Source organism: Erwinia sp. TECH1 (assembly GCF_054057575.1).
Genome location: NZ_JBSRZK010000001.1, coordinates 24,480 through 44,580 on the forward strand (window position 1 = coordinate 24,480; position 20,101 = coordinate 44,580).

Sequence of the window (20,101 nt, forward strand, 5' to 3'; positions counted from 1 at the left end):
ACATTCAAAATGACGGATCGCGCAGTTTTACGTCAACAGATAAATGATGCCGCAGCGTGACAAATTCTCAACAAAGTTGAATGAAATTCATGCAGGAAAAAGAAGTGAGGAAAATCAAAGGGCCGCCGCGATCGGGCTGAATGCACAGAAAAATGACGCGCTATCATTTAAGCCGGGGCCGCGCTTTACGGCCCCGAAAGAAACTACAGCAGCTGCGCCAGCCGGTTGATGTCGGACTGGATTGCGCCTGCCGTTACGTCGCGACCTGCGCCCGGCCCGCGGATCACCAGCGGATTATCGCGATACCAACGGCTTTCAATGGCAAAGACGTTATCGCAAGGCAGCAGCGCCGCCAGCGGATGATCGTCCCTGACCGCCTCGACGCCGACGCGCGCCTTGCCGTTGGCGTCAAAGCGGGCCACGTAACGCAGCACCAGCCCCATCTCCTGTGCGGCCTCAAAGCGCTGCTGCATCTGCTCGTTCAGCGCCTCGCCGTTCTCAAAGAAGTGATCGACCGACTCGCTTTCGCAGCTTTTCGGCACCAGCGACTCCACGCGTACCTGATCCGGTTCGATATCGTAGCCCGCCTCGCGCGCCAGGATCACCAGCTTGCGCATCACGTCCTGACCGGAAAGATCGACGCGCGGATCCGGTTCGGTCAGCCCCTGCTGCCATGCCTGATCCACCAGCTCGGTAAACGGCACGGTGCCGTCATACTGCAAAAAGAGCCAGGAAAGCGTGCCGGAGAAGATGCCGCTGATGGCGATAATGCTGTCGCCGCTTTCACGCAGATCGCGCACGGTGTGGTTAACCGGCAGCCCGGCACCGACGGTGGCGTTGTAAAGCCAGTGGCGGCCGGTTTTAGCGAAGGCGTCACGGATCTGACGATAGCGGTCGCTGCTTGACGCCCCGGCCACTTTGTTCGCGCCAATCACGTGAAAACCGTGGCTGGCGAAATCCAGATACTGATCGGCGAGCTGCTCGCTGGCGGTCACGTCCAGCACCACCAGGTCGTCGAACGGGTGCGCGCGCATCCACAGGAACAGCGACTCCTCGTCCCGCTCCACCGCCTCGTCATCAAAGAAGGCCAGCGCGCGGCTGGCGTCCAGCCCTTCGTAGTTCAGCAGGCTGCGACGACTGTCGACCACGCCGGCTAAAACATATTCAAATCCCGTCCGCGCCGATAGCGTTTCCTGCTCGCGCGCGAAAAGTTCCAGCCAGCGGGAGCCGATATTGCCCTTGCCGAACAGCATCAGGCCGACCTGTTTTTCCGCGCGGAACAGCGACTGGTGCAGACCGCGGATCAGATGTTCAGTCGGCCCGACGCGCAGCACGGCGACCAGGCTGATGCCCTCTTCCGACTGCCAGATAAATTCAACCGGCTGATCCTTCAGCTGCTGCCAGAAACGGTGGCTGTGCAGCGGATTGCGGCAGACGCCTGCGCCCACCAGCGCGACCAGCGCCATGTCTTCCCGCAGCTGTAGGCGTCCGGGAATGCCCGCGTCCTGCAGCAGCGTCAGCGCGCTGTTCACCACTTCCGAGGTATAACAAAGCTGTAAAAGGTGGCGATCGGGATGAACGCCGGTCGCCAGCGGACGCAGCTGCGCGCGCTGAAGCAGTCGTTCAATCTCTTTCTGCGCCGTGGCGAAATCGTGCTGCGGCGGCACCTGGAACTCAATCAGACAGACGTCGTCGTGGCTGGTGACAATCCGCGCGCCCGTGCCGGAAGCCAGCACGCGCTCAATGCGGGTCGAGCCCTGTTCCGGCTGGTAGCTACAGCGCAGCTGCAGGTCGATATCGCTGCCGGAAACCGGCTGTAGCGTACGGGTATGCAGCACCGGCGCGGCCAGGCGCGCCAGCTCGCTGGCCTCATCCAGCCGCAGCAGCGGCAGCAGGCAGGCGTCTTTCACCTTGCGCGGATCCGCACTGTAAACGCCCGCTACGTCGCTCCAGATGGTAACGCGCGACACGCCGGCCAGCGCGCCGATCTGCGTGGCGGAATAGTCGCTGCCGTTACGGCCCAGCAGCACGGTTTCACCCGCGTCGTTGCGGCTGATAAAGCCGGTTACCACCAGCCGCTCGCCCGGATGCTGGGCAATCAGCTGTTGCAGCAGCGGCCAGGATTTTCCTTCATCCACCTGCGGCTGGGCGGCCCGCTCGGCGCGCAGAAATTCCCGCGCGTCCAGCCAGCTCGCCGCCATATCCTGCTGCTGAAGCACGGCCGCCATCAGCCGTGCCGACCAGATTTCACCGTGTCCCACCACTTCCGCGTAGGCGGCTTCGGTTATTTTGCCATCCAGCAGAGCGGCCAGCTTTTCCAGATCGCGAATGAATTCGCCGATCAGCCCGTCCGCCGTCTGTGCCGGAAGCAGGCTGCTGATTAACTCACTCTGGTAGCGTCGCAGCGCCTGCTGCACCTGATGCGCCGACAGGCGGTCGCTCTGGCTCAGCTTCAGCCAGCTAATCAGCTGATTGGTGGTGCTGCCTGCGGCGGACACCACCATCACGTCGCCGGGACGGCTGTATTCCGCCATGATCCCCGCTACCCGCAGGTAACATTTGGCGTCGGCAAGGCTGCTGCCCCCGAATTTATGCAGCTGACGCGCGCCTGCTGCCACTGCTGAATGACTCATGCTTACCTCTTAGCCGCTATCCGGAATGCATTATCCAGATCGGCAATTAAATCTTCGTGATCTTCAATCCCTACGGAAACCCGCAGCAGCGTTTCCGAAATACCTGCCGCCGCGCGCGCCTCTGCCGACATGCCCGCATGGGTCATGGTAGCGGTATGGGAGATCAGGCTTTCCACGCCGCCCAGCGATTCGGCCAGCGTGAACAGTTCCAGCGCCTTCAGGAAACGACGCAGCGTCTGCTCGTCGCCGTTCAGCTCAAAGCTGAGCATCGCGCCGAAGCCTTTCTGCTGGCGGGCGGCAATCTGATGGCCCGCGTTTTCCGGCAGTGAAGGATGATACAACTTTTTAACCAGCGGCTGCTGTTTCAGATAATCCACGATGGCGAGCGCGTTGCGCTGTGCGGCCGCCATACGTGGCGCCAGCGTGCGCAGGCCGCGCAGCAGTAAATAGCTGTCGAAAGCCGCGCCGGTTACACCGATATTATTCGCCCACCAGGCCAGCTCTTTCACCCGCTCGGGATCTTTGGCAATTACCGCGCCCGCCACCACGTCGGAGTGGCCGTTAAGGTATTTCGTGCAGGAATGGATCACCAGATCGGCGCCCAGCTCCAGCGGGTTTTGCAACGCCGGGCTAAGGAAGGTGTTATCCACCACGCTAACCGCGCCCGCTTCTGCCGCCGCCTTACAGATAGCCTCAATATCCACCACGCGCAGCAGCGGATTGCTCGGGCTTTCTACCAGCACCAGCTTCGGTTTTTCCGCCAGCGCGGCGTGCAGCGCCGCTTCGTTGCCCTGATCGACAAACTTCACGCGATACGCGCCGCGCTTGCTCAGGCTGTCAAACAGGCGATAGCTGCCGCCATAGCAGTCGTGCGGCGCCACCAGCAGATCGCCCGGCTTCAGGAAGACGGTACAAACCAGGTGGATCGCCGACATGCCGGTATTGGTCATCACCGCACCGGCGCCGCCTTCCAGCTCGGCCAGCGCGCGCTGGACAACATCGCGGGTAGGGTTACCGCGACGTGAGTAGTCATGCGCCCGAGGCTCGTTGAAATCGGTAAAGTTATAGGTGCTGGAGAGGTGGATTGGCGGGACAACGCAGCCATACTGTTCGTCATCATTCAAGCCGCTGCGTACCGCGATGGTTGCCTGTTTACGCGTCATGGTGCATAAATTCCTGCAGGAGAAAGAAAGAAGAGCCATCAGCATAACAGGGAACAGATAGACGTCAATACATCTGGACTTCTAAATGTCTTTGCGTATAGATTGAGCAATCTGTCAATAACCGGTAATATTACCTTTTTGCTCCCTGGAAAAAGTGGGCGCAATACGGTGTGGCGTCGCCCAACTTCGGGCATAATTAGCTGAATTTCGGCACAGTAAATATTAATGATGACTAAGGTAACCCATGGCTGAATGGAATGGCGAATATATCAGCCCTTACGCTGAGCACGGTAAAAAGAGCGAGCAGGTAAAAAAAATTACGGTATCCATCCCGTTAAAAGTTTTAAAAATTCTGACCGACGAGCGTACCCGTCGTCAGGTTAACAACCTGCGTCACGCCACCAATAGCGAGCTGCTGTGTGAAGCGTTTCTGCACGCTTTTACCGGCCAGCCTCTGCCGGATGATGTCGATCTGCGTAAAGAGCGCAGCGACGAAATCCCGGAAGCCGCCAAAGCGATCATGCGGGAAATGGGCGTCGATCCCGATACCTGGGAATATTGAGCGCTTTTTCGCAGATATAAAAAAACCCAGCCGAAGCTGGGTTTTTTATTGCATCCGAAACGGTATCCGCTTCGTGCAGGCGACTTATTTGCTGCCTGGGATGCTGAAACGCTTGTTGAAGCGGTCAACACGACCACCGCTGGCAACGTCACGCTGCTTGCCGGTGTAGAACGGGTGGCATTTGCCGCACACGTCCAGGTTCAGGTCGTGACCCACGGTTGAGCGGGTTTTGATTTCGTTACCGCAAGAACATTTAGCAGTAACTTCAGCGTAATTTGGGTGAATACCTTTTTTCATGGGAAAACCTCAGTTAAGGCCGTGTCGCTCTCCCGTGCCAGGAAAACCCTGCACCGGCACCACACGAAGATTAATAATTCAGGTGATTTGATACCAAAATGCCGTATCAACGGCGGCGAACTATACAGAAAATAACCGCTCGCTGCAATCGAATCCGCACATTCAGGAAGACACAGTGTACACTATCCCGCTCATAATTTCATCCGGATAAATTCATGCCCGTCGTTCAGGTCGCTCTGCCCGTTCCGCTTGCCCGCAACTTTGACTATCTGCTGCCTGCGCATCTGCCTGCGGCGGTGCCGGGCGCGCGCGTCAGCGTGCCGTTTGGCAAGCGCAAAGCGGTCGGCGTGGTGGTGGGGCTTGCGGATACCAGCGACTTTCCCCTCGATCAGCTGAAGCCCGTTTATGAAGTGCTGGACGACGAGTCGCTGTATCCCGCTTCGCTGTGGCGCATTCTGCTGTGGGCGGCGGACTATTATCACTATCCGCTGGGCGAAGTGCTGTTTCACGCCATGCCCGTGCTGCTGCGCCAGGGGAAACCCGCGCGGGAAGCGCCGCTCTGGCAGTGGTTTATCACGGAAACCGGTCGGGAAACCGCCCCGGAAAGCCTGAAGCGCGCGCCGAAACAGCAGCAGGCGCTGGCGGCGCTGCGCCAGCGTAATCTCTATCGCCATGAAATCGGCCAGCACGACATTACCGATGCGACGCTTCAGGCCCTGCGCGCCAAAGGATTATGCGATCTCCAGACGCAGCAGCGCGCGCCGCAGGACTGGCGAACGCATTACGCCGTCAAAGGCGAACGGCTGCGGCTGAACACCGAACAGGCCACGGCGGTCGGCGCTATCCGGGCCGAAGACGACCATTTCGCTGCCTGGCTGCTGGCCGGCATCACCGGCTCCGGCAAAACCGAAGTCTACCTGAGCGTGCTGGAGAACGTGCTGGCCAGCGGCAAGCAGGCGCTGGTGCTGGTGCCGGAAATCGGCCTGACGCCACAAACCATCGCCCGCTTCCGCGAGCGCTTTGACGCGCCGGTAGACGTGCTGCACTCCGCGCTGAACGACAGCGAGCGGCTGGCGGTATGGCTGCGCGCCCGTCAGGGTGAAACGGCCATCGTTATCGGCACCCGCTCGGCGCTGTTCACGCCTTTTGCGCAGCTGGGCGTGATTATTATCGATGAAGAGCACGACAGCTCCTACAAGCAGCAGGAAGGCTGGCGCTATCAGGCGCGCGATCTGGCTGTTTTTCGCGCCCGTCAGGAAGATATCCCGATTGTAATGGGAACCGCCACGCCCGCGCTGGAGACGCTGCACAACGTGCAGATGGGCAAATATCGTCAGCTGAACCTCAGCAAGCGTGCGGGCAACGCGCGTCAGGCGACGCAGCAGCTGATCGACCTGAAAGGCGTGAAGCTTCAGGGCGGCCTGTCGCCGATGCTGATCAAAAAGATAGGGCAGCACCTGCAGGCGGATAATCAGGTGCTGCTGTTTTTAAACCGGCGCGGTTTTTCTCCGGCCATGCTCTGCCACGAGTGCGGCTGGATAGCCGAATGCCAGCGCTGCGACCGCTACTACACGCTGCATCAGCACCACCGCCAGCTGCGCTGCCACCACTGCGACAGCCAGCGCCCTATTCCGCACCAGTGCCCGCAGTGCGGCTCGACGCATCTGGTGCCGGTCGGCCTGGGCACCGAACAGCTGGAGCAAAACCTGGGCGAGCTGTTTCCCGGCGTGCCGCTGTCCCGCATCGACCGCGACACCACCAGCCGCAAGGGCGCGCTTGAACAACATCTGGCCGACGTTCATCGTGGCGGCGCCAGGATCCTGGTGGGCACGCAGATGCTGGCAAAAGGCCACCACTTTCCTGACGTGACGCTGGTTTCGCTGCTGGATGTCGACGGCGCGCTGTTTTCCGCCGACTTCCGCTCCGCCGAGCGCTTCGCCCAGCTTTATACCCAGGTGGCCGGACGTGCCGGACGTGCCGGGAAACAGGGCGAAGTGATGCTGCAAACCCATCATCCTGAACATCCCCTTCTGCAAACGCTGCTGCATCAGGGCTACGACGCTTTTGCGCAGCAGGCGCTGGTCGAAAGGAAAACCGTGTTTCTGCCGCCGTTCACCAGCCACGCGCTGTTCCGCTCGGAGGATCACGATAACCAGCAGTCCGCGCTCTTTTTACAGCAGCTGCGCAATCTGCTGGAAGCCAGCCCGCTTAAGGATGAAGCGTTCTGGGTTATGGGCCCGGTGCCGGCGCTTCAGCCTAAACGAGGCGGGCGCTACCGCTGGCAGCTGCTGCTCCAGCATCCTTCCCGCGCGCTGCTGCAGCGGCTGATTAAGGCTACGCTGCCGCTGATGGGCACGCTGCCGCAGTCGCGCAAGGTGAAATGGACGCTGGATGTGGATCCCACCGAAAGCTGAAATGCCAGACGATATCGTCTTCTTGCTGCGAGCCGGCTCGAAAAAAGTCGCACAAGTCACTATTTTTATGCAAATTAAGTAACGCAATTGATTAGCATTGGTTAATTTCACGGTGAGGGTCGGCTATAACGCTGACAAAAAGCCTTTTATTTCCGGCCGACGCCGGGCAGTCAACCGGCCGGTATGAGGAGAACAGCGTTGGAGCACAAGCCAGAAACCGTGGGCGCCACGATGAAAGACGTGGCGGAAAAAGCGGGCGTATCGACGGCGACCGTTTCCCGCGCCCTGATGAGTCCGGAAAAGGTTTCTGCCGCCACGCGCCAAAAAGTCGACGAGGCGGTGATTGCCGTTGGCTATTCGCCTCATGCCATGGTGCGCCATCCGCGACGCAGCGAGTCCCGCACAATCCTGGTGATAGTGCCCGACATTTGCGACCCCTTTTTCAGCGAAATTATTCGCGGCGTGGAATCGGTGGCGGCCGAAGAAGGCTATCTGGTGCTGATTGGCGACTGCGCGCACCAAAACCGTCAGGAGAGCGCTTTCCTGAATCTGGTGATGACCCGACAGATTGACGGCATGGTGCTGCTGGGGTCGCAGGTGCCTTTTGAAACCGGGCCGGAAGAGCAGCGCAGCCTGCCGCCGATGGTGATGGCCAATGAATTCGCGCCCGATCTGGCGCTGCCGACCGTGCACATTGATAACCTGACGGCGGCGTTCGAGGCGGTGAACCATCTGCTTAAGCTGGGCCACGAGCGTATCGCCTGCGTCGCCGGGCCGCAGGAGATGCCGCTGTGTCAGTATCGCCTGCAGGGCTATATTCAGGCGCTGCAACGCAACGGCATCAGGCTGGATCCGCGCTATATCGTGCGCGGCGATTTCACGTTTGACGCCGGCAGCCGCGCGCTGAAGCAGCTAATGCGGCTGCCGCAGCCGCCGGACGCCCTGTTCTGCCACAGCGATATCATGGCGCTGGGCGCGATGGCGCAGGCGAAAATAATGGGGCTGCGCGTGCCGAAAGATCTGTCGCTGATTGGTTTTGATGATATCGAACTGTCGCGCTACAGCGATCCTCAGCTGACTACCATTGCCCAGCCGCGATTCAACATCGGCCGCGAGGCGATGAATCTGCTGCTGGAACAGCTACAGGGCAAGCTGGTAAACAGCGGTTCCCGGCTGCTGGATTTTGAAATAAAAATTCGCGGCAGCACGGCGCCCGCGCTGCGGCAAAAAGCGTAGCGCGAACAAAATCTTTCCTTTTGGGCAACAAAACCGAGATTCAGCAGATTCTTAATCGTATCCCTGCTGGTCAAACTTCCGGCCCTTGAGTAACATGGCGAGCTGCAGGCCAGCGCGCTGGCCCGACCTTACTCTTCATTGATTATTAGCGGAACGATAGTGGCACAAAAAGATTACGTAGGCCGCGGGCGTTCGACAGGGACGCGTCGCAAAAAGAGCAACGGCCGCGGCGGCAGTAAAAAGCGCAGCAGCGGATCGGGTGTATCAAAGATCATGGTAGGTCTGGCCGTCGCGGTACTGGTGACGTTTGTCGGTGGCTTATGGTTTATCGCCCATCATAAAAAAGAGGAAGAGGCGCCGGTCATTCCGGATCACAAAGCAGCCGGCAACGGTTTGCCGCCCAAGCCAGAAGAGCGCTGGCGCTACATTAAAGAGCTGGAGAACCGTCAAATCACCGTGCCGACGCCCGTCGAGCCTTCGGCAGGCGGTGAAGTGCATTCGCCTACGCAACTGACCGACGAACAGCGCCAGCTGCTGGAGCAGATGCAGGCCGATATGCGCCAGCAGCCTACCCAGCTGAACGAAGTGCCGTGGAACGAGCAGACGCCAGCCCAACGCCAGCAAACGCTACAGCGCCAGCAGCAGCAGACGCAGCTGCAACAGCAGTCGCGCCAGCCGCAGAACGCCTATTCATCAGAACCTCAGCCTTCTCGTCAGGTACAGACGCAGCCACAGCTCCAGCCGCGTCAGGTTCAAACGCAGCCGCAGGTACAGCCATCGCGTCAGCAGCCGGCACAGCAGCAGCACATGCTGCCGCAGCACAGCCAGCAGCCGACGGTAGCTCAGGAGCCTGTCCGCCAGCCGCAGCCGAAAACCGAGAAGCCAAAAGAAGTCGAAAAAGAGAAGACGCAGCGCTGGATGGTGCAGTGCGGCTCGTTCAAAGGCAGCGACCAGGCGGAATCCGTACGCGCCTCGCTGGCGTTTGAAGGCTTTGAAAGCAAAATCACCAGCGGCGGCGGCTGGAATCGCGTGATCGTCGGCCCTTACAACAGCCGCACCGCCGCCGACAGCACGCTGAAACGCCTGCGCGGCAACGGCCATTCAAATTGTATTCCTGTCTCTTTGGGGGGTTGAAACCTTCCAGATTCCCCCCATATCTGATCGCATCATTGCCCCGCAGTAGGCCTGCGGGGAGATCTTTCGACTGTAACAAGGGGTCTGCCCGTGACAACAATTGTAAGTGTACGACGCAACGGCCAGGTAGTAATTGGCGGTGATGGCCAGGCTACGCTCGGCAACACCGTAATGAAAGGCAACGTCAAAAAAGTGCGTCGTCTTTATAATGACAAGGTCATTGCTGGTTTTGCCGGTGGCACAGCAGATGCCTTTACGCTGTTTGAGCTGTTCGAACGCAAGCTGGAGATGCATCAGGGCCATCTGGTGAAGGCGGCGGTCGAACTGGCCAAAGACTGGCGTACCGATCGGATGCTGCGCAAGCTGGAAGCCCTGCTGGCCGTAGCTGACGAAAACGCCTCGCTGATCATCACCGGCAACGGCGACGTGATCCAGCCGGAAAACGATCTGATCGCCATCGGTTCTGGCGGCCCGTACGCACAGGCTGCCGCTCGTGCGCTGCTGGAAAACACCGACATTGGCGCGCGCGACATCGTGGAAAAAGCGCTGGGTATTGCAGGCGATATCTGCATCTATACCAACCACAATCTTACTATCGAAGAATTATCGTCTAAAGCGTAAGGACCCTGATTATGTCTGAAATGACCCCGCGCGAAATCGTCAGCGAACTGGACAGATTTATTATCGGCCAGGACGGCGCCAAGCGCGCTGTTGCCATCGCCCTGCGCAACCGCTGGCGCCGTATGCAGCTCGACGAAGAGCTGCGCCACGAAGTGACGCCTAAAAATATTCTGATGATTGGCCCGACCGGCGTAGGTAAAACCGAAATCGCCCGTCGCCTAGCCAAGCTGGCGAATGCGCCTTTTATTAAGGTGGAAGCGACTAAGTTCACCGAAGTGGGCTATGTAGGTAAAGAAGTGGATTCTATCATCCGCGATCTGACCGATTCCGCGATCAAAATGGTGCGCTCGCAGGCGATTGAGAAAAACCGCTATCGCGCCGAAGAGATGGCCGAAGAACGCATTCTCGACGTGCTGATCCCACCGGCGAAAAACAACTGGGGCCAGCCGGAAGCCGCTGCCGAGCCGTCTGCTGCCCGCCAGTCTTTCCGCAAAAAGCTGCGCGAAGGCCAGCTGGACGATAAAGAGATCGAAATCGATCTGGCCGCCGCGCCAATGGGTGTCGAGATCATGGCGCCTCCGGGTATGGAAGAGATGACCAGCCAGCTGCAGTCGATGTTCCAGAACATCGGCGGCCAGAAGCAGAAGCCGCGTAAGCTGCCGATCAAAGAAGCGATGAAGCTGCTGATCGAGGAAGAAGCCGCCAAACTGGTCAATCCGGAAGAGTTAAAGCAGGAAGCGATCGACGCGGTCGAGCAGCACGGCATCGTGTTTATCGACGAAATCGACAAGGTCTGTAAGCGTGGCGAAAGCTCCGGCCCGGACGTTTCCCGCGAAGGCGTACAGCGCGACCTGCTGCCGCTGGTGGAAGGCTGCACCGTTTCCACCAAGCACGGTATGGTGAAAACCGACCACATTCTGTTTATCGCTTCCGGCGCGTTCCAGGTCGCCAGCCCTTCCGATCTGATCCCGGAACTGCAGGGTCGTCTGCCGATCCGCGTTGAGCTACAGGCGCTGACCACGCACGACTTTGAGCGCATCCTGACCGAGCCAAGCGCGTCCGTCACCGTGCAGTACAAGGCGCTGATGAAGACCGAAGGCGTGGATATCCACTTTACGGAAGACGGCATCAGCCGCATCGCTGCCGCAGCCTGGCAGGTGAACGAAACCGCTGAGAACATCGGCGCGCGTCGTCTGCATACCGTGCTGGAGCGCCTGATGGAAGAGATTTCCTACGACGCCAGCGACCGCAACGGCGAGTCGATCACCATCGATGCCGATTACGTTGGTAAACATCTGGACGAGCTGGTAGCGGACGAAGATCTCAGCCGCTTTATTCTGTAATCTTCCACGCTCGCGCCTTTTTAAACCCCGTCGCTTACGCGCGGGGTTTTTCTTTGTCCACCGCCTCTGCTTTCCCGCCCAATTCCTGACGTGGATTAATTCTCCGCGTGCAGACAGCCAGTAAACTGGTCGCTTTCCGGCATTCATCCTCTTTCAGCAAAGGCCCAGCCTGATGAGCGACAATATCTCTGCAGTTCCGGCTTTTACCTCTTTCCGCGCATGGCTGGAAAGCTTGCGCTTACGTACGCTGCCTTTAGCCTGCGCGTCAGTGATTACCGGCTCGGCGCTGGCCTGGCGTGAGGGACATTTCGATCCGGCCGTCGCGCTGCTGACGCTGCTGACCACGGCGCTGCTGCAAATTTTGTCCAATCTGGCCAACGACTATGGCGATGCGGTAAAAGGCAGCGACAAGCCCGATCGCCTCGGCCCGCTACGCGGCATGCAGAAAGGGCTGATCGGCCTGAAGCAGATGCGCTTTGCGCTGACGCTGACGGTCGCGCTGACGCTGATCGCAGGCGTAACGCTGGTGGTGCGCGCCTGTCAGAGCCCCGGCGATATGCTGGGCTTTCTGGCGCTGGGCGCGCTGGCCATCGTCGCCGCCATCGCCTATACGGTAGGGAAAAAACCTTACGGCTATCTTGGGCTGGGCGATCTTTCCGTGCTGGTTTTCTTTGGCTGGCTGGGCGTGGTGGGCAGCTTTTATCTGCAAACGCACGGCCTGCATCTGTTGGCTTTTCTGCCCGCGACCGGCTGCGGCCTGCTGGCGGTCGCCGTGCTCAACGTCAATAACATGCGCGATATCGACAGCGATCGGCGGAACGGTAAATTCACCCTGGCCGTACGGCTCGGCGCCTGTAACGCGCGCTATTACCATGCCATGCTGCTTTCCGGCGCGCTGTTTTGCTTTGGCCTGTATGCCAAACTGGCGATGCTGGACGCGTCGGGCTGGCTGTTTTTGCTCAGCGCGCCGCTGTTGTTCGGCCAGGCACGCTTTGTTATCAAACATACCGCCGCCGCCGCTATGCGGCCCGTGCTGGAGAAAACGGTAAAAGCGACGCTGCTGGTTAATCTGCTTTTCGCCATTGGTCTGGCGATGAACTAATCGCGATGTCCCTGACCTGCCGCAATTTTTAACAACTGATGATTTTGCCAACAACCGCCAGAAAGCGATATACTTAGTCTCCCTGTGGCGAACAGATGAACCCCTTATGAAATACGATACTTCCGAACTCTGCGACATCTATCATGAAGATGTGAACGTGGTTGAACCGCTCTTTTCAAACTTTGGTGGCCGCACCTCGTTTGGCGGGCAAATCACCACGGTGAAATGTTTTGAAGATAACGGGCTTCTGTATGATCTGCTGGAAGAAAACGGACGCGGGCGCGTGCTGCTGGTAGACGGCGGCGGCTCTGTACGGCGCGCGCTGGTCGATGCGGCGCTGGCTCGCCTGGCGTTGCAAAACGAATGGGAAGGGTTGGTGGTCTACGGCTCCGTGCGCCAGGTAGATGACCTGGAAGAGCTGGATATCGGCATTCAGGCGATTGCGGCTATCCCGGCTGGCGCCGCTGGCGAAGGCATTGGCGAAAGCGACGTGCGCGTCAATTTTGGCGGCGTGACCTTCTTTTCAGGCGACCATCTTTATGCCGATAATACCGGTATTATCCTTTCCGAAGATCCGCTGGATATCGAATAGCACACCTTATCCTTCCAGAAGATCCACCGGCTGGCATATAGCAAAAACGGGTGCTGACTGGCACCCGTTCTTTTACCGCCTGCCGTCAAACCTGACTCAGACTTCTTCCATTTTTCCCAACAGCGCACGCAGACGCTCCTGCCAGACATGCTGCTCCTCTTTCAGGTGCTGGTTTTCACGCACCAGGGATTCGCTGTTGCCCGCGGCCTGCTGAACCTGCTGATTCAGGTTGTTGTTCTGCTCTTTCAGCTCTTCAATTTCCATCTGCAGCAGCGTGATAGTATCAATCGCCTGCTGTACTTTTGCTTCCAGTTTCTCGAACACTTCAAATGACATCGTAAATGACCTCTCCTAATCGCAAGGCGTTGATGTTGCAGACGCGGCGCGATCGACACTGGCCGACCCGCTGCGGCTCACAACGATGTTCCGATTGTATGTAGAGCGGCCCGCCAAGTCCAGCAACGAACCTGCTACGGCGCAGAGAGCCGCGTTTTTCAGCGCAGACCTGGTGTTTGTAACATTTACCCGCGATCCCTGCGCGGGTATTGTTAACAAATTGCAACATGAAATGGAAAACGAAAGCCAAAAGCCGCAGGAAAATTCCGTTAAAAGACGCGAAAACGCTCATTTTTTTGAAGCAGCACACAACTTTTGATTTCGCTATTTCTCGTTTATGCTCGTTAACGATAAATTCACAACAACCCCACACAAGATTGGGGCGACTCAGGGAAAGAGAAAAAAAAGCCGTACACCATTTAACCTCGCCTTCAGGAACCAACATCATGAGCCAGACAACCACCACCCTTAAAGGGCAGTGCATCGCCGAGTTTCTCGGCGTCGGCACGATTATTTTCTTTGGTGCCGGCTGCGTCGCGGCGGCAAAGGTAGCAGGCGCGGTACTCGGCCTGTGGGAAATCAGCATCATCTGGGGGATCGCCGTTGCCATGGCGGTTTACCTGAGCGCGGCCATTTCCGGGGCGCATTTGAACCCGGCCGTGACCCTGGCGCTTTGCCTGTTTGGCAACTTTGAAGGCCGTAAAGTTATTCCTTATATTGTGGCGCAGGTGGCAGGCGCCTTCTGCTCCGCCGCGCTGGTTTATGCGCTCTACCATAACCTGTTTCTGGACTACGAGCAGACGCACCATATGGTGCGCGGCAGCGTCGAGAGCCTGGATTTGGCCGGTATTTTCTCTACCTACCCTAATCCGCATATCAGCGTTGGCCAGGCTTTCCTGGTTGAAGCCGTGATCACTGCCGTGATGATGGGGCTGATTATGGCGCTGACCGACGACGGCAACGGCCTGCCACGCGGCCCGATGGCTCCGCTGCTGATCGGCCTGCTTATCGCGGTTATCGGCGGTGCAATGGGTCCGTTGACCGGCTTCGCCCTGAACCCGGCCCGTGATTTCGGACCCAAGATCTTTGCCTGGCTGGCCGGTTGGGGTAACGTTGCTTTCACCGGCGCCCGCGATATTCCTTATTTCCTCGTGCCAATTTTTGGCCCGATTGTTGGCGCCTGCGTGGGTGCATTCGGCTACCGCTCTCTGATCGCCCGTAACCTGCCTGGCGCAGCTGCGATAAAGAAGCCAGAGACGATAGCGCGTGCTGAACAGCGTAAAGCGTAAGTGCTAACCCTTTACACATCAGGAAGGATTTATGACTACAGATAAAAAATATATCGTCGCGCTGGATCAGGGCACAACCAGCTCCCGCGCCGTGGTGCTGGATCACGACTCCAACATTGTTGCGGTTTCCCAGCGCGAATTTCAGCAAATTTATCCTAAGACCGGCTGGGTCGAACACGATCCGATGGACATCTGGGCGTCGCAAAGCTCCACGCTGGTGGAAGTGCTGGCCCACGCCGATATCCGTTCGGACGAGATAGCCGCCATTGGCATCACCAACCAGCGTGAAACCGCTATCGTCTGGGACAAAGAGACCGGCAAGCCGATCTATAACGCTATCGTCTGGCAGGATCCGCGCACCGCCGACTACTGCGCCCGACTGAAAAAAGAGGGGCTGGAAGAGTATATTCAGCACACTACCGGGCTGGTGATTAACCCTTACTTCTCCGGCACCAAGGTTAAATGGATCCTGGATCACGTTGAAGGCTCGCGCGAGCGGGCAAAGCGCGGCGAGCTGCTGTTCGGCACCGTCGATTCCTGGCTGGTATGGAAAATGACGCAGGGACGGGTGCACATCACCGATTACACCAACGCCTCGCGTACCATGATGTTCAACATCCACAAGCTGGAGTGGGATCAGCGCATGCTGGATATCCTGGATATCCCGCGTGAAATGCTGCCGGAAGTGAAGTCTTCTTCCGAAGTCTACGGCCAGACCAATATCGGCGGTAAAGGCGGCACGCGTATCCCTATCGCCGGTATCGCGGGCGACCAGCAGGCGGCGCTGTATGGCCAGCTTTGCGTTCAGCCGGGCATGGCGAAAAACACCTACGGTACCGGCTGCTTTATGCTGATGAACACGGGCACGGAAGCTGTCACCTCCACTAACGGCCTGCTGACCACTATCGCCTGCGGCCCGCGCGGCGAAGTCAACTATGCGCTGGAAGGCGCGGTATTTATCGGCGGCGCGTCTATCCAGTGGCTGCGTGACGAGATGAAGCTAATCGGTGACGCCACCGATTCCGAATACTTCGCCACCAAGGTGAAAGACAGCAACGGCGTGTATATGGTGCCGGCCTTTACCGGCCTGGGCGCGCCTTACTGGGACCCGTATGCGCGCGGCGCTATCTTCGGCCTGACGCGCGGCGCGAACGCGAACCATATTATTCGCGCCACGCTGGAATCTATCGCCTTCCAGACCCGCGACGTGCTGGAAGCCATGCAGAATGACTCCAACACCCGCCTGCAGTCTCTGCGTGTCGATGGCGGCGCGGTAGCCAACAACTTCCTGATGCAGTTCCAGTCCGATATCCTGGGCACCCGCGTCGAACGCCCGGAAGTATTGGAAGTAACCGCGCTGGGTTCCGCCTATCTGGCGGGGCTGGCGGTCGGCTTCTGGAAAGATTTGGATGAAGTCCGTGCCAAGGCCGTCATTGAACGCGAATTCCGTCCGAGCATCGAAACCACCGAGCGTAACTATCGTTATGCAGGCTGGAAGAAAGCCGTTTCCCGCGCTCAGGCATGGGAAGACCACGAAGAGTAACGTCTTCTCGCCCGCAGTCGCCACGGCTGCGGGCATCTGTTCCGCCCCTCCTCCCTGATGTTCAGAACCCGGCGATAAGAATGCTGGCGTTTTTCCTCCCCGCCATGCCAGACTTCCTGCTTCATTACTTTGCGTAAGGCCCATTATGAAACGAGAACTCGCTATTGAATTTTCACGCGTAACGGAAGCGGCAGCGCTGGCTGGCTATAAATGGCTGGGGCGCGGCGACAAGAACGCGGCCGACGGCGCTGCGGTGCACGCCATGCGTATCATGCTGAATAAAGTCGATATCGATGGGCAAATCGTCATCGGCGAAGGCGAGATCGACGAAGCACCGATGCTGTACATTGGCGAAAAAGTGGGTAGCGGCCAGGGCGATGCGGTGGATATCGCGGTCGATCCTATTGAAGGCACGCGCATGACCGCCATGGGCCAGGCCAACGCGCTGGCCGTGCTGGCCGTTGGCGATAAAGGCACCTTTCTGAACGCGCCCGATATGTATATGGAAAAGCTGGCGGTTGGCCCTGGCGCGAAAGGCGCTATCGATCTGGCGTTGCCGCTGGCGGAAAACCTGCGAAATATCGCGCGGGCGCTGCAAAAACCGCTGACGGAGCTGACCGTCACCGTTCTTGCCAAGCCGCGCCATGACGGCGTGATTGCCGAGATGCAGCAGCTGGGCGTGCGAATTTTTGCCTTTCCCGACGGCGACGTGGCCGCCTCTATCCTGACCTGTATGCCGGACAGCGAAGTGGACGTGCTGTATGGCATCGGCGGCGCACCGGAAGGCGTGGTTTCGGCGGCGGTGATCCGCGCGCTGGATGGTGATATGCAGGGACGCCTGCTGCCGCGTCACGCGGTCAAAGGCGATACGCCGGAAAACCGCGCGCTGGGTGAACAGGAGCTGCAACGCTGTCGGGCAATGGGTATTGAAGCCGGAAAGGTGCTGGCGCTGGCCGACATGGCGCGCAACGATAACGTTATTTTCTCCGCAACCGGCATCACCAGCGGCGATCTGCTGAAAGGCATTACGCGCCAGGGCAACGTCGCCACCACCGAAACGCTGCTGGTGCGCGGCAAATCGCGCACTATCCGCCGCATCCAGTCCATTCACTATCTGGATCGTAAGGACGCGAGCCTGCATCAATATATTCTGTAGGATGTTTACGGGCCGTTTGGCCCGTTACTTCATACCGCGTGCATCTCCGGCCTTTTCGACAAGGGTAGCCAGCACAGCAGGATCAGCAGCGCCATGGCGAACATCAGCATTCCCAGGCTGAACTGGCCGTTCTGCGGCAGCAGCGCCGACAGCCAGGCCGCCAGGCCCGATCCCAGGTTTTGCAGGCCGCCCAACAGCGCGCCCGCCGTACCGGCCATATAGGGCCACGGCTCCATGGCGCCCGTGGTCGCCAGGGGAAACAGCATGCCCGCGCCGAAGAAAAACAGCGCGGCAGGCGCCACCAGCGTCCAGATGGTCATCACGCCGAACCAGGCCGGGATCCACATCAGCGCGCCAGCCAGCAGGCAGCTATTGACCGACCACCACATCAGCTGCTGAAAAGGCTTATTGTCGCGACCGGCAAACCACGCGCCGAAAAACGCCGCCGGGATCGGCAGAATAAACAGCAGGCTGACCGTGAGGCTGTTGAGTCCCAGCACGCCGCCCATCAGCACGCCGCAGCTGGCTTCAAACACGGCGATGCCGCCCAGCGCGCCCATCAGCATAATCAGATAGCGCACAAAGGTGCTGTCAGCCAGCAGCGGCTTATAGCGTGAAAAAAGCGCGCGTTTTTCCAACGGCGCGGGACGCGTTTCCGGCAGCCAACGCAGCATTGCCGTGCCCACACCCAGGCAGAGCAACAGCAGAAAAATAAAGCAGGCGTGCCAGCCAAACAGATGAGTCAGCAGCGCGCCAATCACCGGCGCAACCAGCGGACTGACCAGAATGCCCATATTCAGCAGGCTGTTGGCCTGCCGCAGCGCGCCGCCCGCATACAGATCGCGCGGCATGGTGCGAGCCATCACGCCCGCCACGCCCGTTCCCAGTCCCTGAATGGCGCTGCCCAGCACCAGCAGATCGAAGGTCGGCGCGCCGAGCGCGACCAGTGAACCGATCATAAAAATAGTTAATCCGCCCAGGATAACCGGACGCCGCCCGATATTATCCGACAGCGGGCCATACAGCAGCTGCGAGCCGCCGTAGGTCATCAGATACGCGGCCATCACGCGCTGCACCACGCCGTCGCGCACGCCAAAATCCTGCGCGATGGTCGCCATCGCCGGAACATAAATGGTTTGCGCCATCTGTCCGACGGCCACCAGCGCGATCAGCATCACCAGCAAATGCCCGTTTGCAATTTTCTTCATTTTATCAGCACAATTTATCGGCTAAATCGCCATTAAACAGGACGATTGGCCAAGAAGGGTTTTCGATAGCGAGGAAAATATCAGGAACGCATGACAAAGCGAGAGGGCAAGGAAAAATGGTCTTTAATTAAGTGTCAGCAAAAGCGTTCAGCGGCGTAAATGAAACTGTACGTCGGATGCCGGATTTGTCGATATGAGCTTTGCGCAACACGGAGGCTGGCAAAAAAGCCGTTCCGTAGCGAAGATAGGCTATTCAACCGTTTTGACTAAGGAGCGCACTATGGCCGAGTGGGTCAACGCCACAGTACAGCAGGTGCAGGACTGGACTGAGAGCCTGTTCAGCATTACCGTCACCGCGCCCATCGATCCCTTTATTGCCGGGCAGTTCGCCAAGCTGGCGCTGGAAGTCGACGGCGAACGCGTGCAGCGCGCCTACTCTTTTGTGAACGCCCCCAGCAACGCCAACCTGGAGTTCTACCTGGTGACGGTGCCGGAAGGCAAATTAAGCCCGCGACTTCATGCATTGCAGCCGGGCCAGAAGCTGATGATCACCAAAGAATCCGCCGGTTTTTTTGTGATAGATGAAATCCCCGAGTGCAAAACGCTGTGGATGCTGGCGACCGGGACGGCTATCGGCCCCTATCTTTCTATCCTGCAGGAAGGCAAAGGGCTGGCGCGTTTTGAGCATATCGTTCTCGTCCATGCCGTCCGCTACGCGCAGGACCTGAGCTATCTGCCGCTGATGCAGGCGCTGGAGCAGCGCTATCAGGGACAGCTACGTATTCAGACGGTGGTCAGCCGCGAAGCGGCCGAGGGGTCGCTGACCGGCCGCGTGCCCGCGCTGATAGAGCGTGGCGAGCTGGAAGCCGCCGTCGGGCTGCCCATGACGGCAGAAGAGAGCCATATCATGCTGTGCGGCAACCCGCAGATGGTCAGAGACACCCAGCAGCTGCTGAAAGAGACGCGCGACATGCGCAAGCACCTGAAACGTAAGCCTGGCCATATCACCAGCGAACACTACTGGTAATCGGGCGTCCGACGGCCAAAATAGTTCACCTGCAACGTCGTTTTGCCGAAGCGGTTGGCGCCTTTGCTGCCGCTGAAGACGCCCAGTTCCAGGCTCATGGTCACCAGGATCAGCGTGGGAATAAAGCGCCCCAGCGTCCACTGCCAGCTGGCGGGCAGCGCCGACCAGTTCCCTGCCAGCAGCATCCACGCCACGATCAGCAGCAAAGCCCAGGCGGCCGATTTGTTACGGTCGTGCAGACGTTTCACCACCACGGCGCTGGACGGCCACAGCAGGCTGACCACGCAGAAGGCGGCGGTCTGCGTGCTGATCCAGCCTCGCGCGGCCAGGGTAAACAGCACGGTCAGCAGCACCAGCCACAGCGTCAGCCAAATCCACAGATCGCGCCGCCCCAGCCTGCCACGCCAGGAAAAACACCACGCTTGTAAGGTCATTTTTTCTTCCT

The 20,101-nt window shown here is 59.1% G+C and carries 19 protein-coding genes; 12 read left to right on the forward strand and 7 right to left on the reverse strand.

The features are described 5' to 3' along the window. Window positions 1-203: 203 nt before the first annotated feature. A complete protein-coding gene (locus ACVWZ0_RS00105) occupies window positions 204-2,633 on the reverse strand; it encodes a bifunctional aspartate kinase/homoserine dehydrogenase II (protein ID WP_253457111.1) in 2,430 nt (809 codons plus the stop codon). Window positions 2,634-2,635: 2 nt separating this feature from the next. After that, the gene (gene metB / locus ACVWZ0_RS00110) at window positions 2,636-3,796 is read right to left on the reverse strand and encodes a cystathionine gamma-synthase (protein ID WP_253457108.1); all 1,161 of its coding nucleotides are present in this window, start codon (window positions 3,794-3,796) and stop codon (window positions 2,636-2,638) included. Between the two features lie 244 nt (window positions 3,797-4,040). Here metB and metJ point away from each other — a divergent pair, with 244 nt between their 5' ends. After that, window positions 4,041-4,358: a met regulon transcriptional regulator MetJ gene (gene metJ / locus ACVWZ0_RS00115; RefSeq protein ID WP_125290568.1), complete on the forward strand. Its 318-nt coding sequence runs from the start codon at window positions 4,041-4,043 to the stop codon at window positions 4,356-4,358. 84 nt (window positions 4,359-4,442) lie between these two features. On the opposite strand, the gene rpmE is transcribed toward metJ, so the two are convergent. Further along, window positions 4,443-4,655 (reverse strand): 50S ribosomal protein L31, encoded by a 213-nt coding sequence (gene rpmE, locus ACVWZ0_RS00120; protein ID WP_024966154.1) that lies wholly within the window; start codon window positions 4,653-4,655, stop codon window positions 4,443-4,445. Window positions 4,656-4,870: 215 nt separating this feature from the next. Between rpmE and priA the strand changes: the two genes are divergently transcribed. The 7 genes from priA (at window position 4,871) to rraA (ending at window position 13,097) form a co-directional block, all read left to right on the forward strand. After that, window positions 4,871-7,069, forward strand: a complete 2,199-nt coding sequence (gene priA / locus ACVWZ0_RS00125; protein WP_253457105.1) for a primosomal protein N' — start codon at window positions 4,871-4,873, stop codon at window positions 7,067-7,069. A gap of 198 nt (window positions 7,070-7,267) precedes the next feature. Then, window positions 7,268-8,305 carry a DNA-binding transcriptional regulator CytR gene (cytR, locus tag ACVWZ0_RS00130; RefSeq protein ID WP_253457102.1) on the forward strand — a complete coding sequence of 346 codons (1,038 nt, stop codon included), beginning with the start codon at window positions 7,268-7,270 and terminating at the stop codon, window positions 8,303-8,305. A gap of 159 nt (window positions 8,306-8,464) precedes the next feature. Next, window positions 8,465-9,439 carry a cell division protein FtsN gene (ftsN, locus tag ACVWZ0_RS00135; protein ID WP_253457099.1) on the forward strand — a complete coding sequence of 325 codons (975 nt, stop codon included), beginning with the start codon at window positions 8,465-8,467 and terminating at the stop codon, window positions 9,437-9,439. A gap of 90 nt (window positions 9,440-9,529) precedes the next feature. Beyond that, the gene (gene hslV / locus ACVWZ0_RS00140) at window positions 9,530-10,060 is read left to right on the forward strand and encodes an ATP-dependent protease subunit HslV (RefSeq protein ID WP_012439891.1); all 531 of its coding nucleotides are present in this window, start codon (window positions 9,530-9,532) and stop codon (window positions 10,058-10,060) included. Between the two features lie 11 nt (window positions 10,061-10,071). Beyond that, complete coding sequence (gene hslU / locus ACVWZ0_RS00145) at window positions 10,072-11,403, forward strand: HslU--HslV peptidase ATPase subunit (RefSeq protein ID WP_125290572.1); 1,332 nt, start codon at window positions 10,072-10,074, stop codon at window positions 11,401-11,403. A gap of 172 nt (window positions 11,404-11,575) precedes the next feature. Continuing rightward, window positions 11,576-12,505 carry a 1,4-dihydroxy-2-naphthoate polyprenyltransferase gene (locus ACVWZ0_RS00150; protein WP_253457096.1) on the forward strand — a complete coding sequence of 310 codons (930 nt, stop codon included), beginning with the start codon at window positions 11,576-11,578 and terminating at the stop codon, window positions 12,503-12,505. A 106-nt stretch (window positions 12,506-12,611) separates the two neighbouring features. Further along, window positions 12,612-13,097 carry a ribonuclease E activity regulator RraA gene (gene rraA, locus ACVWZ0_RS00155; RefSeq protein WP_253457093.1) on the forward strand — a complete coding sequence of 162 codons (486 nt, stop codon included), beginning with the start codon at window positions 12,612-12,614 and terminating at the stop codon, window positions 13,095-13,097. A gap of 96 nt (window positions 13,098-13,193) precedes the next feature. Here rraA and zapB read toward each other — a convergent pair whose 3' ends face one another. Both zapB and ACVWZ0_RS00165 read right to left on the reverse strand, forming a co-directional pair. Then, window positions 13,194-13,433: a cell division protein ZapB gene (gene zapB / locus ACVWZ0_RS00160; protein WP_125290575.1), complete on the reverse strand. Its 240-nt coding sequence runs from the start codon at window positions 13,431-13,433 to the stop codon at window positions 13,194-13,196. Continuing rightward, entirely contained in the window at window positions 13,423-13,881 is a 459-nt protein-coding gene (locus ACVWZ0_RS00165; protein WP_253457091.1) for a hypothetical protein, read from the reverse strand. Before ACVWZ0_RS00165 ends, zapB begins: the two co-directional genes overlap by 11 nt. On the opposite strand from ACVWZ0_RS00165, the gene ACVWZ0_RS00170 reads away from it, so the two are divergent. The 3 genes from ACVWZ0_RS00170 to glpX all read left to right on the forward strand — a co-directional run bounded on the left by ACVWZ0_RS00170 (window position 13,880) and on the right by glpX (window position 17,421). Then, a complete protein-coding gene (locus ACVWZ0_RS00170) occupies window positions 13,880-14,722 on the forward strand; it encodes an MIP/aquaporin family protein (protein ID WP_253457088.1) in 843 nt (280 codons plus the stop codon). The genes ACVWZ0_RS00165 and ACVWZ0_RS00170 overlap by 2 nt on opposite strands. A 31-nt stretch (window positions 14,723-14,753) precedes the next feature. Next, window positions 14,754-16,265, forward strand: coding sequence for a glycerol kinase GlpK (glpK, locus tag ACVWZ0_RS00175; RefSeq protein WP_253457085.1), 1,512 nt, complete (start codon window positions 14,754-14,756; stop codon window positions 16,263-16,265). 145 nt (window positions 16,266-16,410) lie between these two features. Then, window positions 16,411-17,421, forward strand: coding sequence for a class II fructose-bisphosphatase (glpX, locus tag ACVWZ0_RS00180; RefSeq protein WP_253457082.1), 1,011 nt, complete (start codon window positions 16,411-16,413; stop codon window positions 17,419-17,421). A 29-nt stretch (window positions 17,422-17,450) separates the two neighbouring features. Here glpX and emrD read toward each other — a convergent pair whose 3' ends face one another. Beyond that, a complete protein-coding gene (emrD, locus tag ACVWZ0_RS00185; protein ID WP_253457079.1) occupies window positions 17,451-18,629 on the reverse strand; it encodes a multidrug efflux MFS transporter EmrD in 1,179 nt (392 codons plus the stop codon). A 280-nt stretch (window positions 18,630-18,909) separates the two neighbouring features. On the opposite strand from emrD, the gene fpr reads away from it, so the two are divergent. Beyond that, window positions 18,910-19,656 (forward strand): ferredoxin--NADP(+) reductase, encoded by a 747-nt coding sequence (gene fpr / locus ACVWZ0_RS00190; protein ID WP_253457076.1) that lies wholly within the window; start codon window positions 18,910-18,912, stop codon window positions 19,654-19,656. Here fpr and ACVWZ0_RS00195 read toward each other — a convergent pair. Beyond that, on the reverse strand, window positions 19,647-20,090 hold the full coding sequence (locus tag ACVWZ0_RS00195; protein ID WP_253457073.1) for a DUF805 domain-containing protein: 444 nt from the start codon (window positions 20,088-20,090) through the stop codon (window positions 19,647-19,649). The genes fpr and ACVWZ0_RS00195 overlap by 10 nt on opposite strands. Between the last annotated feature and the right edge of the window lie 11 nt (window positions 20,091-20,101).